Origin of the sequence: Micromonospora sp. NBRC 110038 (assembly GCF_020884815.1) — a bacterium.
GTDB classification, from domain to species: Bacteria; Actinomycetota; Actinomycetes; order Mycobacteriales; family Micromonosporaceae; genus Micromonospora; species Micromonospora haikouensis.
Map to the genome: position 1 here is coordinate 1511730 of NZ_BBOL01000001.1, position 12645 is coordinate 1524374.

A 12645-nucleotide genomic window follows, 5' to 3' on the forward strand; every position below is an offset into this window, starting at 1 on the left:
CGCCGTGATCAAGAGGTTTGCGTCATCGTGGAGATCAACTCTGACGCTTTTCTCTTGATCACCGAGGCGGGGGCGGGGCGGGGGCAGGGCGGGGGTGTGAGGCGGGTCATGGTGGGGTGGGATCGGGCAGGCGGGGCCATTCGGTTTGATCGGGGGCGGTAATCGCCGAGATTCGCGGCGCGTCGTCCCGTTGCGGGTCCGCTGGCGTCGGATGGGTCGGCAGTCCCATTGAGTCGCGTCAGTCTCCGAATGCCCCGTAAATGGGTCGGTCAGCGGACGTTTAAGCAGGTGGCGGGGGGTTGGCAGGACTTCCGTCGGCCAGTAGTGTCGGCCCGTCTGGTGCGGTACCCGATCGCAAGAGGCGACGCCGCGCCGACCCGCTCAATCGTGAAGATCACGAACCGGGGACCCATTGCACGTCCGGGGTGAATCCGCGGGCCACGGCCTGCGGTAGGGCGATCTTCCCGCCCGAATCCGTCAGCTAACCCGGTAGGCGGTATCGGAAGGAGTTCCATCCTCGTGCAGCACGACCCCACCCCCCGGGTTGTTCCTCCACCACGGAGCCCGGTGCCCGTGTCCGCCGCCGCCGAGCCGGCGCACTGACCGTCGCACCCCTGCGTACGCCCGCCTGAGCGGGCGCCCCAGAAAGCGGACCCCACCGGCCGCGGACACCGCCCGCCGCCGTGCGCCGACGCGCGCCCGGGTGCCTCCGCTTCCGCCCCGTCCCGTGGAGGAACACGTGAACGATCAGCTCAAGCGGCACCTGCGGCGACTCGCCACGGAACGCCCGTACCAGGTCGTCGCCGGCTCCGCCGCGGCGCTGCTGCTGGCCTCCGGCACCGGCGCGCTGCTCGCCGCCGTCGACGACGACGCCCCCGCCCCGCAGCGGACCACCAACGCCGCCGTGGCCGAGGTGGCACCCCGCCTCGACGGCGCGGCCAGCCGCGCCCAGGCCCGGATCGCCGCGCCGCTCGCTGCCCCGAGCAGCGCCGCGCCGTCGCCGAGCGCCACCTCGGCGGCCCCGAACCCCGACCTGACGGCCTCGGCGACGCCGAAGAAGACCACGGCGAAGCCCGCGGCCCCGAAGCCGCCGTCGTCCAAGGTCCTCGACTACGACTACGAGGCCCAGACCACCTACTACTACTGCGGCCCGGCTGCGGTGCGCAACGCGCTCTCCGCCACCGGTGTCGACGGCACCCAGGACGACCTGGCCGCCCGCCTCGGCACCACCGAGATGGGCACCAACTCGGCCTACGACACCACCCGCGTGCTCAACGAGATGGTCAAGGGCGAGCCGTACCGGACCCGGCTGATCCCCGGCGGCGCCGCCACCCCGGCGGAGACGGAGCGGCTCCGGGCCGACGTGGTGAAGGCGGTCAGCGCCGGTCGCGGCGTCGTGGTCAACATCGCCGGCGACGCCACCGACGTCGACGGCGGCTGGCACTCGTTCCCCGGCGGCCACTACATCGCCGTCGTGGGCTACCGCGACTCCGGGCGCACCGTGCGCATCGCCGACTCGGCGGACCCGGCCGTCCCGGCGTACTGGATCAGCACCGCCGCGCTGGCCCACTGGGCGGCGACGCGGGGCTACTCGGCCTGACATCACCCTCCCCCCACCGGCCCCGGCTCTCCTCCGCAGAGAGCCGGGGCCGGTGCCGTCTCCGGGTAGGCGGGGGCGGCCTCGATCCTTGGACAGTTGCGGTTCAAGGCGAACAGCAACTGTCCAAGAATCGGAGGCGGGACGATCAGGCGGTGGGGGAGTGGGTCATCGCGTCGGCGGCGCGCGGGGCCGGCGGGTTCCAGCCCGGCTCCAGCTCCCGGCGGGCCGCCGAAAGGAACGCCTCGGCGTACGACTCGGCCGGGAAGTCGCCCAGGTAGTGGGCCCGGGTGCCCCAGCGGGCCGCCGCCTTCGGGTCGGTGTCCAGCAGCAGGCCGAGCACCTCGTCGAGGTTGCCCGCGTCGCTCCGCAGCACGTAACCCGAGCCGGCCAGCGGGAACCGCTCGACGAACCGGTCGCCGTCGCCGACCATGTCCGTCACCGCGTACGGCTTGCCGGAGTAGAGGTAGTCGGAGATGACGCCGGAGACGTCCGAGACGAGCGCGTCGGAGCGGTTGACGCAGTCGACCAGGGACAGCTCCCGGCTGGCCGCCGCGCCGAAGACGTGCTGCCGCCCGGTGCGGGCCCGGTCCGCCGCCAGCAGCTCCGTGAGCCGGGCGAGCTGCCGCGCCGACGCCGGGTTCTGCCCCGTGTACGGGTGGGCGCGCAGGATCACCGTCGCGCCCCGGGCCAGCAGGCCCCGCACGATCGTCTCGCCCACCGGCAGCGAGCAGTAGTTCGCGTCGGCGTGGTGCCCCGTCCAGGTCGGGGTGTAGAGCACCGTCGGGTTCGCCAGGCCGGTGGCCGGCGCGCGGCGTACCTCGATCGACTCGACCTGGGGGCGGCCGACCACGACGAACTTCTCCGCCGGGATGTCCACCCCGGCGCGGGCGTACCGGTCGATCGCCGCCCGCCCGGCCACGAAGTTGCGGTCGAACAGCGCCGTGACCGGGTTGGCGCTCGGTGCCTTGTCGCTGTCGCCGTGGTGGATCTGCACGTGGGTGAGCTGCGAGAACCGGATGCAGTGGCTGTTCTTCGCCCCGTGGTTGACGTAGAACGCCACCTTCAGGCTCGGCACCAGCGCCTCGTCCATCGCCTTCAGCGTCGGGCAGTAGACCACCGGGGCGCTGGTGGCCGCGGCGATCGGGGCGAGGAACTCCGGCTCCCGCACCATCACGAAGAACGGCCGGCCGATCCGCTCCAGGTACGGCAGCCACATGGTGACCTGGTATTCCGACCCGGGCGGGGCGGAGAAGTGCAGCAGGAACTCCGGCCGGTGCGCCCGCAGCGCTCGGGCCACCGCCGAGCCGCCCGCCCCGGGCCGGAACCGTCGCTTCGCCAGGTCGGCCGCGACCGCCCCGGCCCCCGCGCCGACGGCGAGGGCCACCAGCAGGGCGACCCAGGCCGGCAGCACCAGGGCGGCGGCCAGCGCCACCACGGCGAGCAGCACCAGCAGGGCGTCGCCCAGCCGGGCCGCGACCAACGGGGTCCACGACCGCACGGGCAGGTTCGCCGCCCGGATCTCCAGGTCGCCGGCCTGCCGCAGCGGCCCCACCAGCAGCACCAGCCCCAGCAGCACCAGGGCCGTCGCCGCCAGCGCCGGGTCGAAGCCGGCGTCGAGCCGTCGCGCGTACCCGACGAGGATGCCGGCGGCGAGCAGCACCGCCTCGGCGGTGCTGTCGGCGGCCGGGCGGACCCGGCGCTCCCAGCCGGCGGCGGCGAGGGCCGCCACCGCGAGCGCCAGGCCCCAGCCCGTCGCCCCGGTCAGGGCGAGGGTGAGGAACGCCAGCACCGCCAGGCCGGTGGCCGCCACCCGGGCGGCCAGCTTCCTGACCAGGTCACCACGCATGTCGCTTCGCTTCCTTCGCCCGTCGCGGTGGCCGTCGACCCGTCAGCCGGCCGTGGCCGGGGCGGACGCCCGGCTGGCCTGGGCGGGCACGCCCGCGGCGGGCAGCTCGCCCGGCGCCCGGCGTACGTCGATGACCTGCCCGGTCAGCTCGGAGATCAGCACGTCCAGCGACGACTGGGCGACGGTCTCGGCGGCCAGCAGGGTGTGCTCCGGCTCCTCGCCGAACGCCTTGGTGCGCATCGGCGTGGCGGTGCGCTCCGGGTTGATGCAGTTGACCCGTACGCCGAACTCGGCCCACTCGTCGGACAGCGCCTGGGTGAGGTTGACCAGGGCGGCCTTGGTGGCCGAGTAGAGCGCGTAGCGGGCCCGGCCCCGGGTGTACGAGCTGGACGTGTAGAGCAGCAGCTGGCCCTTGGTCTGCTGCAGGTACGGCAGCGACTGCCGGGCGATGGTGACCGGGCCGACGAAGTTGACGTGCAGGACCCGGTCCATCGTCTCCTGGTCCATCTCGGCCAGCTCGCCCTTCTCCAGGATGCCGGCGGTGACGACCACGTGGTCGATCCGGCCGGTGGCCTCGAAGGCGGTCTTCAGCGCGGCCTCGACGTCCTCGGCGCGCTCGACGTGGGTGCCGGTGGTGGAGCGGCTGAACGGGAAGACCTGCGCGCCGTGGCGGCGGGCCAGCTCGGTCAGCTCGTGGCCGATGCCGTAGCTGCCCCCGAACACGACGATCGTGCGGCCGGTCAGCTCCTCGGTGTAGCCCCGGTCGGTCAGCCGGGGGGCCTGCGCGGCGGCGAGCTGGAACAGCTTGTCCGCCAGGTGCACGTCGACCGGGTGGGTGACCTTGATGTTCTCGTCCGAGCCGTCGATCACCTTGATCGGGGTGCCCGGCAGGTAGCGCAGCACGACGCCGCAGTCGTCGGTGGCGGCGAAGTCGGGGTCGCCGGCGGCGATCCGGTACGCCTCGCGGATCGTGCCGGACCGGAACGCCTGCGGGGTCTGCCCCCGGCGCAGCGTGGAGCGCACCGGGATGTCGGTGATGCAGTCGTTGTCGTCGACCTGGATGATCGTGTCGGCCGACGGGATCGCCACGTCGACCGCCGAGTACGTCCAGAGCGCGTTGACGCACTCCCGCACGATCCGGCCGCTGAGCAGCGGGCGCACCGCGTCGTGGAAGAGGATGTTGACGTCGCCCTCGCCGACCGCGTCCAGCGCGATGCGGGTGGTGGCGTTGCGCGTGTCACCGCCGGCGATGACCTTGCTGACCTTGCGGAAGCCGGCCTTGTCGACGATCTGCTGGGCGTCGGGGACGTGCCCGTCGGCCATCAGCACGATGATCTCGTCGATCTCGGGGGCCGCCTCGAAGACCGCCAGGGTGTGCTCGATGATCGGCTTGCCGGCGATCTTCAGCAGCTGCTTGGGGATGCCGAGGCCGAGCCGGGTCCCGGTCCCGCCCGCCAGCACCACCGCCACCGTCCGCGAGGGCCGCCACGGCGCCGGGGTCTCCGGTGTGGCGTCCGGGCCAGTGGTGTGGTCCTGCGTCATTGCCGATCCTCACTCTCACGGTTTGCGAACAGGGGGTGACGGCCGCACGGCGGCCGGGTGAACCATAACGCAACCACCGCGCCGCCCCCCAGGGACGACGCGGTGGGGAAGACACCCGCACGACACCGTACGGACGCCGCAACCTTACTTCTTGTTGGAGAAGTCCTCGTACGCGCGCAGCACCTCGTCGGTCGGGCCGTCCATCCGCAGCACGCCCGATTCCAGCCAGATCGTCCGTTCGCAGGTGTCCCGCACCGAGGAGAGCTGGTGGCTGACCAGGAATACCGTTCCCGCGCCCTCCCGCAGCTCCCGCACCCGCTGCTCGCTGCGCTTGCGGAAGCCCTTGTCGCCGGTGGCCAGGGCCTCGTCGATCAGCAGCACGTCGTGCTTCTTCGCCGCCGCGATGGAGAAGCGCAGCCGGGCGGCCATGCCGGAGGAGTACGTCCGCATCGGCAGCGAGGCGAAGTCGCCGCGCTCGTTGATCCCGGAGAACTCGATGATCTCCGGGGCGAGCCGGGCCACGTCGGCCGGCTGCATGCCCATGGCGAGGCAGCCGAGGGTGACGTTGCGCTCACCGGGCAGGTCGTTGAGCAGGGCGGCGTTGACGCCGAGCAGCGACGGCTGCCCCTGCGTGTAGACGGCACCCCGGTTGACCGGCAGCAGCCCGGCGATGGCCCGCAGCAGGGTGGACTTGCCGGAGCCGTTGCTGCCGATCAGCCCGATCGCCTCGCCCCGGTACGCGGTGAAGCTGACCCCCTTGACCGCGTGCACCTCCCGGATGTTCGGCGCGGACGTGCGGGACATGATCCGCTTCAGCGCGGCCACCGGGCTGGTGCCGCCGGCGGCGCCCTTGTGCACCCGGTAGATCACGTGCGCGTCGTCGACCACCACGGTCGGGATGCGCTCGACGATCCTCGGCAGCGTCACGGTGACGTCGTTGGACGCCTCGATGTGCTCAGCCACGGCCGTACTCCTGTTCGCCCCGCCAGAAGTAGATGAAACCACCCACGCCCATCACGACCGCCCAGGCCACCGCGTACGTCCACGCCTGGACCATGGAGGAGTTGAGCAGCGGCGCCCCCTCCAGCAGCGCGTGCCGGGCCAGCTCGATGTAGACCAGCATCGGGTTCGCCTCGACGATCCGGGTCGCCCAGCCCGGCAGGTTCTCCTCGAACAGCGCGACGTTGTAGAGCACGCCGGAGCCGTACATCCAGGTGCGCACCAGGAACGGCATCACCTGCTTGAGGTCGGCGACCTTCGAGCCCATCCGGGCCACGGCCATGGTGAGCCCGGCGTTGAACAGCGCCTGGAGCAGCACGACCGGCACGAGCAGCAGCCACTCGACGGTGAGCGGCTCGCCGGTGACCAGCACGATGCCCATCAGCACGACCAGCGAGGCCATCAGCTGCTGGAACTGGGTGAGCATGACGGCGAGCGGCAGGCAGGCCCGGGGGAAGTGCAGCGCCCGGATCAGCCCCAGGTTGCCGGTGATCGACTGGGTGCCGTTCTGCACCGCGGTCTGGGTGAAGTTGAAGATGAACAACCCGGCGGTCAGGTACGCGATGAAGTTCGGGATGCTGTTCTGCTTCAGCACCAGGCCGAAGATCAGGTAGTAGACCGCCGCGTTCGTCAGCGGGGTGAGCACCTGCCAGAGCTGCCCGAGCCGGGCGTTGCTGAACGAGGCGACCAGCTTGGCGTTCGAGTACGCGGCGATGAAGTGCCGGTACGCCCACAGGCGGCGGGTGTACTCCGCCAGGGACGGCCGCTCGCCGGCGACCCGCAGCCCGTACCGGGCGGCCAGTTGCGCCTGGGTCAGGCCTGCGTCGGGGTCGGCCAGCGCGGTGTTGGCCATGGGATGGGCGCTCCGATCTTGTCGTGCCAGCGGGGTGCGTCTGTTGTACCAACGGGGTGGGTGCGACGACGGGTTCGCCGGTGGCCGGTGCGTGGGAGCGCCGCCTCGTCGCTGCGTGGAAGGTAGTCCATAACCACGTCGGGACGCAACCGTAGCGTCGTTGCGGTACATTGTCCCACGTGACAGCCGAGGAGGGTCTGCCGTGACGCGCGAGAAGAGTCTGCCGTGACCACCGAGAAGAGGCGCGCGCCGGCCGGCGCGGCGGTGCTGCGGGGCGAGATCACCACGGCCATCCGCCGCGCGCTGATGCAGGAGCTGGCCGCCGTCGGCTACGGCCGGCTCTCCATCGAGGCCGTCGCCCGCCGGGCCGGGGTCAGCAAGACCGCGATCTACCGGCGCTGGAGTTCCAAGCTGGAGCTGGTCGTCGAGGTCGTCGGCGCCGCCGCCGGCAGCAAGCTGCCGAGCCTGGACACCGGCAGCCTGCGCGGCGACCTCGGCCTGCTGCTGCGGGTGGTCGCGCACGCCCTGAGCCACCCCCTGGCCGCGCAGATCGTGCCCGACCTGCTGGCCGAGGCCGCCCGCAACCCCGAGATCGACGCCACCCTCCAGGCGGCGCTACGGGCCCAGCAGCAGGAGGTCGGCGGGTCGCTCGTCGCCCGCGCCGTCGCCCGTGGCGAACTGGCCGCCGACACCGACCCCGGCGCCGCCGTGGACCTGATCGTCGGGCCGCTGTACTGGCGGCTGGCGATCACCCGCACGATGCCGACCGAGGCGTACCTCGACGCGCTGGTGGAGGCCGTCGCCACCGGCCTCGGCGCGGCCGGCGCCGTGCCCCGGCAGCGCGACGCCGCCCCCGCCTGAGCCGCCCCGTCCGGGCCCGCCGCGCCCGCCCGACTGATCGCCTCAGCGGGCGGTGTCCACCGGTAGCCGGGACACGATGTGCCGGGCGATCTCCAGCGAGCTGGTCGCGGCGGGGGAGGGTGCGTTCAGCACGTGCACCTGCCGGTCCGCCTCGACGATCAGGAAGTCGTCGACCAGGCCGCCGTCGGGCAGGATCGCCTGCGCGCGTACCCCCGCGCCGGCCCGGACGATGTCGGCCGGCGTCAGCTCCGGCACCAGCCGGGCCAGGCTCGCCGCGAACCTCGCCTTCGACAGCGACCGGGCCACCTCGGTCAGCCCGTACCGGAAATGCCGCCGGCCCAGCGCCCACAGCCCCCGGTACGTCAGCTCGTCCCACACGTCGCGCGGGCTGAACCGCCCCCACGAGTAGCCCTCCCGCGCGGTGGCCAGCACCGCGTTCGGGCCGGCGTGCACGCTGCCGTCGATCATCTTCGTCAGGTGCACCCCGAGGAACGGGAACTGCGGGTCCGGCACCGGGTAGATCAGCCCCCGCACCAGGCCGCGCCGCTGCGGGGTCAGCTCGTAGTACTCGCCCCGGAACGGCACGATCCGCACCGGCGTCGGCACCCCCGCCAGCCGGGCGACCCGGTCGGCGTGCAGCCCCGCGCAGTTGATCAGCACGTCCGCGACCACCTCGCCGGCCGTGGTGGTGACCACCACGCCCCCCGGCCGGTCGGTCACCCCCGTCACCTCGGCGCGGGTGCGCAGGTCCGCCCCGGCGGCGGCGAGCAGCTCCGCCAGCTTCCGGCAGACCGCGCCGTAGTCGACGATGCCCGTCGAGGCCACGTGCAGCGCGGCGACGGCCGCCACGTGCGGCTCGTGCTCGGCGGCCTCGGCCGCCCCGATCAGCCGCACCGGCAGGCCGTTGGCCTCGGCCCGCTCGTGCAACGCCCGCAGCCGGGGCAGCTCCGCCGCGTCGGTGGCGACGATCAGCTTGCCGCAGACCTCGTACGGCAGCCCGTGCGCCGCGCAGAACTCGACCATCGACGCGCTGCCGGCCTTGCACAGGGTGGCCTTGAGGCTGCCCGGCTTGTAGTAGACCCCGGCGTGGATCACGCCGGAGTTGTGCCCGGTCTGGTGCGCCGCCCAGCCGGCCTCCTTCTCCAGCACCGTGACGGAGTCGCCCGGCCGGTCGGTCACCAGCCGGTGGGCGACCGCCAGGCCGACGATGCCGCCGCCGACGACCACGAACCTCGTCATCTCGCTCTCCCCTGCCCGGTCGTCGCCTCCGCCAGGCGACCACCGATGGTAACCAGCGCCCGGCGTGCCCGATTCGTCGCTGCCGGCCGGGGGTGCCTACACTCACCGGGTCCGTCTTCTAGGGAGCCTCATGTCAGACGACGTCATCGCGCTCGGCCAGCCCACCGTCGGCGAAGCGGAGCTCGCGGCGATCGCCGAGGTCTTTGCCTCCGGCTGGCTGGCCGGCGCCGGTCCCACCTGCCGTCGCTTCGAGGAGCGCTTCGCCGCCGCCACCGGCACCCGACACGCCCTGACCACCGCCAACTGCGGCTCCGCCCTGCACCTCGCGCTGCTCACCCTCGGGGTCCGACCCGGCGACGAGGTCGTCGTCGGCGACTACACCTTCCCGGCCACCGGCCACGCCGTGATGTGGGCCGGCGCGAAGCCGGTCTTCGCCGACGTGCGGCCCGACATCTGGACCGTGGACCCGGCCGCCGTCGAGGCCGCCATCACCCCCCGCACCGTCGGCATCATCGCCGTCGACGCCTTCGGCCAGCCGGCCGACTACGACGAGCTGCGGGCCATCGCCGACCGGCACGGGCTGTTCCTGGTCGAGGACGCCGCGTGCGCGGCGGGCGCCACCTACAAGGGCCGCCCCGCCGGCAGCCTGGCCGACGTCGCCACCTTCAGCTTCCACGGCCGCAAGGGCATCACCGCCGGCGAGGGCGGGGCCTACGTCACCGACCGCGACGACCTCGCCGCGCACGCCCGCAAGCTGCACACGTACGGGGTGGAGGGTGCGCTGACCCGGGCCGAGCTGTCCGACCTGCCGATTCCGGCCTTCACCGAGCTGGGCTACAACTACCGGCTCTCCGACGTGGCGGCGGCGATCATGCTCGCCCAGCTCGACCGGCTGCCGGACCTGCTCGCCGCCAAGCGGCGCACCGCCGCCCGCTACGGCGAACTGCTCAAGGACCACGAGCTGATCACCACCCCCCACGAGGCGCCGGACCGCGAGCACCCCTGGCAGTCGTACGTGGTGACCCTCGATCCCTCGATCGACCGTGGCGCGGTCGCCCTCGGGCTGCGCCGGCGCGGCGTGCAGTGCACCTTCGGCACGTACGCCTCGCACGTGCAGCCGCTCTACGGCCAGTCGGCGCCGTGCCCGGTCTCGGCGGACCTGTTCGCCCGGCACCTGGCCATCCCGATGCACGCCAACCTCACCGACGCCCAGGTCGAGACCGTCGTCGCCACTCTGGTCGACGTCGTCGCCAGCGCCGCCACCGGCCGCTGATCTCCTTCAGGAAGGACATCGCACGACATGTCGAAGCAGACCGTCTTCATCACCGGGGGTGCGGGCTTCATCGGCCTGCACGTGGTGCCGCTCCTGCTGGACAAGGGTTACCGGGTCCGCATCTTCGACAACATGTTCCGCGGCGACCGGGACCAGGTCGCCAAGCTGGCGGCCACCGGTGACGTCGAACTCGTCGACCAGGACGTGCGCTACGGCGGCGCGGTGCACGCGGCCATGAAGGGCTGCGACCTCGTCGTCCACCTCGCGGCGGTCTCCATCAACAAGAGCCAGGCCGACCCGTACGAGTCGATCGACATCAACATGGTCGGCAACCACAACGTCTTCGCGGCCGCCGCCGACCACGGCGTGAAGCGGCTCGTGTTCGCCTCCTCCGCCTCCGTGTACGGCGATCCGAAGAAGCTGCCGATGCACGAGGACGACCGGCTCGACCCGCTCACCCCGTACTGCATCTCCAAGCGGGCCGGCGAGGACCTGCTCGCCTTCTACCAGCGCAGCAAGGGCCTCAACTGGATCGCCCTGCGCTTCTTCAACGTGTACGGCCCCGGCCAGAAGCCGACCGCGTACTACACCTCCGTCATCAACCACTTCGTGAAGCGGTTGAAGACCGGCCAGCCGCCGATCATCGACGGCCGGGGCGAGCAGTCGATGGACTTCATCCACGTCCACGACATCGCCCGCTCGGTGGTCGCCGCGCTGGAGGCCGAGCAGGGCAACGTGCCGGTCAACATCGGCACCGGCATCGACACCTCGGTGGCCACGCTCGCCGAGATCCTCATCAAGGCCGTCGGGGTGGACGTGGAACCGCAGTTCAACCCGCGCGAGGTGCTGGTCAGCCGCCGTGCGGCGGACATCACCCGGGCCCGCGAGGTGCTGGGCTGGGAGCCGACCATCGCGGTCGAGGACGGGATGACCGACCTGATCAAGGTCGAGGTGGCCTGACGCGCGTGCCTGCCGCAGAACTGCCACCGAACCGGTGGCACGCACACGCCTGGATCGTTGGCGACCCGGTCATCGGCGAGGGAACCTGGATCGGCGCCTTCACCGTCGTGGACGGCTCCGGTGGGTTGACCATCGGGGCCGGCTGCGACATCTCCAGCGGGGCGCAGATCTACACCCACTCGTCGGTCAGGCGCTGCGTCTCGGGTCGGGCCCATGCCACGGTCGACCGTGCCCCGGTCACCATCGGTGACCGGGTGTTCATCGGGGCGAACGCCACCGTGATGATGGGCGTGACCATCGGCGACTCGGCCGTGGTCGCGGCCGGTGCCGTGGTCACCCGGGACGTGCCCGCCCGGACGGTGGTCGCCGGAGTTCCCGCCCGTCCTGTTGCCCGGGTCGAGTTCGCCGCCGACGGCACGCCCGACTTCGTGGCTGTCGACGGCGCATCGGCTGGCTGACGGCGGCCTGTGCGCTGGCCGGTCGGGTCAGAGCACCAGGCCGCCGTCGATGCCGACGACCTGTCCGGTGACGAACGCGGCATCGTCGCAGAGCAGGAACCGGATGACCCGGGCGACGTCCTCCGGGCGGCCCAGCCGGCGCAGTGCGGTGTCGGCCACCCGCTGCTCGATCAGCTCAGCCGGCAGGTCGCGAATCAGGTCGGTCTCGATGAGCCCGGGCGCGACCGCGTTGACCCGGATGCCGCGCGGCCCGAGTTCCTTCGCCGCCGACCTGGCGATCGCCGTCACCGCCGCCTTCGACGCCGCGTACGCGGTCTGTCCGGCGCTGCCGCGTTCGCCCAGGATGGACGCGAGCAGGACGATCGAGCCGCCCTTCTTGCGCATCATCACCCGGGCGGCGGCCTGCACGGTGGAGATCGTGCCGGCCACGTTGGTGTCCAGCATCCGGGCGACCAGGTCCGGTCTGATCATGCCGATCGGCGCGTTCTCCAGCACGCCCGCGTTGGCTACCAGTGCGTCGATCCGGCCGTGCCCGGACGCGATCGTCCTGAACACCGCGCCGACCTGCCCGGGGTTGGTGACGTCGAGGGCAAGACCCTCGACGGCGCCGACCTCCTTTGCCGCACGCTGCGCCACGTCGCCGTCGCGGCCGGTGACGATCACTGAGGCTCCGGCGGCGACAAGCGCCTCGGCCGTTGCCCGGCCGATTCCTCGGGTGGCACCCGTCACCACTGCCACCCGCCCGTCGAGGGCGCGCGCCGACTCAGGCACGGACGCCCATCCCGGACAGCATGTCCAGGGCAACCTTGAAACTGCTCATCTCGATGACCTGTTCGGTGTCGAGCTGGACGTCGAACTCCTCCTCGATCGCTGCGACGAGGGTCATGTGGCCCAGCGAGTCCCACTGTTCGATCTCGCGGTACTTGAGGTTCTCCACGTCCACCTCCCCGCCCAGTTCCAGAGCCTCGACGAAGACGGCGCGGAGCCGGTCGGACAGCGGCACGGGTTGCTCCT

Annotated in this window: 12 protein-coding genes and 1 riboswitch; of the genes, 5 read left to right on the plus strand and 7 right to left on the minus strand. The window is 72.4% G+C overall.

The window, feature by feature from the left end:
• The first annotated feature begins 368 nt into the window (after positions 1-368).
• Positions 369-511, plus strand: a riboswitch (cyclic di-AMP (ydaO/yuaA leader).
• Between the two features lie 216 nt (positions 512-727).
• Positions 728-1600, plus strand: a complete 873-nt coding sequence (locus LPU61_RS05820; protein WP_229404345.1) for a C39 family peptidase — start codon at positions 728-730, stop codon at positions 1598-1600.
• Between the two features lie 145 nt (positions 1601-1745).
• Here LPU61_RS05820 and LPU61_RS05825 read toward each other — a convergent pair whose 3' ends face one another.
• The 4 genes from LPU61_RS05825 to LPU61_RS05840 all read right to left on the minus strand — a co-directional run bounded on the left by LPU61_RS05825 (position 1746) and on the right by LPU61_RS05840 (position 6840).
• The gene (locus tag LPU61_RS05825) at positions 1746-3446 is read right to left on the minus strand and encodes a CDP-glycerol glycerophosphotransferase family protein (RefSeq protein WP_229404346.1); all 1701 of its coding nucleotides are present in this window, start codon (positions 3444-3446) and stop codon (positions 1746-1748) included.
• 42 nt (positions 3447-3488) lie between these two features.
• Positions 3489-4988 carry a bifunctional cytidylyltransferase/SDR family oxidoreductase gene (locus LPU61_RS05830; protein WP_043962765.1) on the minus strand — a complete coding sequence of 500 codons (1500 nt, stop codon included), beginning with the start codon at positions 4986-4988 and terminating at the stop codon, positions 3489-3491.
• 144 nt (positions 4989-5132) lie between these two features.
• On the minus strand, positions 5133-5951 hold the full coding sequence (locus LPU61_RS05835) for an ABC transporter ATP-binding protein (protein WP_043962767.1): 819 nt from the start codon (positions 5949-5951) through the stop codon (positions 5133-5135).
• Positions 5944-6840 carry an ABC transporter permease gene (locus LPU61_RS05840; RefSeq protein WP_043962768.1) on the minus strand — a complete coding sequence of 299 codons (897 nt, stop codon included), beginning with the start codon at positions 6838-6840 and terminating at the stop codon, positions 5944-5946. The genes LPU61_RS05835 and LPU61_RS05840 overlap by 8 nt, the downstream gene beginning before the upstream one ends.
• Positions 6841-7065: 225 nt before the next feature.
• On the opposite strand from LPU61_RS05840, the gene LPU61_RS05845 reads away from it, so the two are divergent.
• Positions 7066-7701 (plus strand): TetR/AcrR family transcriptional regulator, encoded by a 636-nt coding sequence (locus LPU61_RS05845; protein ID WP_043962769.1) that lies wholly within the window; start codon positions 7066-7068, stop codon positions 7699-7701.
• Positions 7702-7743: 42 nt separating this feature from the next.
• Here the strand turns inward: LPU61_RS05845 and lhgO are convergent, their stop codons facing one another.
• Positions 7744-8940, minus strand: coding sequence for an L-2-hydroxyglutarate oxidase (lhgO, locus tag LPU61_RS05850; RefSeq protein WP_043962770.1), 1197 nt, complete (start codon positions 8938-8940; stop codon positions 7744-7746).
• Positions 8941-9070: 130 nt separating this feature from the next.
• Between lhgO and LPU61_RS05855 the strand changes: the two genes are divergently transcribed.
• Genes LPU61_RS05855 through LPU61_RS05865 form a run of 3 tightly spaced genes read left to right on the plus strand, consistent with a single transcriptional unit; the run spans position 9071 to position 11631 of the window.
• Entirely contained in the window at positions 9071-10213 is a 1143-nt protein-coding gene (locus tag LPU61_RS05855) for a DegT/DnrJ/EryC1/StrS aminotransferase family protein (protein WP_043962771.1), read from the plus strand.
• Positions 10214-10240: 27 nt separating this feature from the next.
• Entirely contained in the window at positions 10241-11173 is a 933-nt protein-coding gene (locus LPU61_RS05860) for an NAD(P)-dependent oxidoreductase (protein WP_043962772.1), read from the plus strand.
• Positions 11174-11178: 5 nt separating this feature from the next.
• A complete protein-coding gene (locus tag LPU61_RS05865) occupies positions 11179-11631 on the plus strand; it encodes a DapH/DapD/GlmU-related protein (protein ID WP_229404347.1) in 453 nt (150 codons plus the stop codon).
• Positions 11632-11658: 27 nt separating this feature from the next.
• Here the strand turns inward: LPU61_RS05865 and LPU61_RS05870 are convergent, their stop codons facing one another.
• Together LPU61_RS05870 and LPU61_RS05875 are read right to left on the minus strand one after the other, a co-directional pair.
• Positions 11659-12402 carry an SDR family NAD(P)-dependent oxidoreductase gene (locus LPU61_RS05870; RefSeq protein ID WP_229404348.1) on the minus strand — a complete coding sequence of 248 codons (744 nt, stop codon included), beginning with the start codon at positions 12400-12402 and terminating at the stop codon, positions 11659-11661.
• Positions 12395-12634 carry an acyl carrier protein gene (locus LPU61_RS05875; RefSeq protein ID WP_077937085.1) on the minus strand — a complete coding sequence of 80 codons (240 nt, stop codon included), beginning with the start codon at positions 12632-12634 and terminating at the stop codon, positions 12395-12397. Before LPU61_RS05875 ends, LPU61_RS05870 begins: the two co-directional genes overlap by 8 nt.
• Positions 12635-12645: the final 11 nt, after the last annotated feature.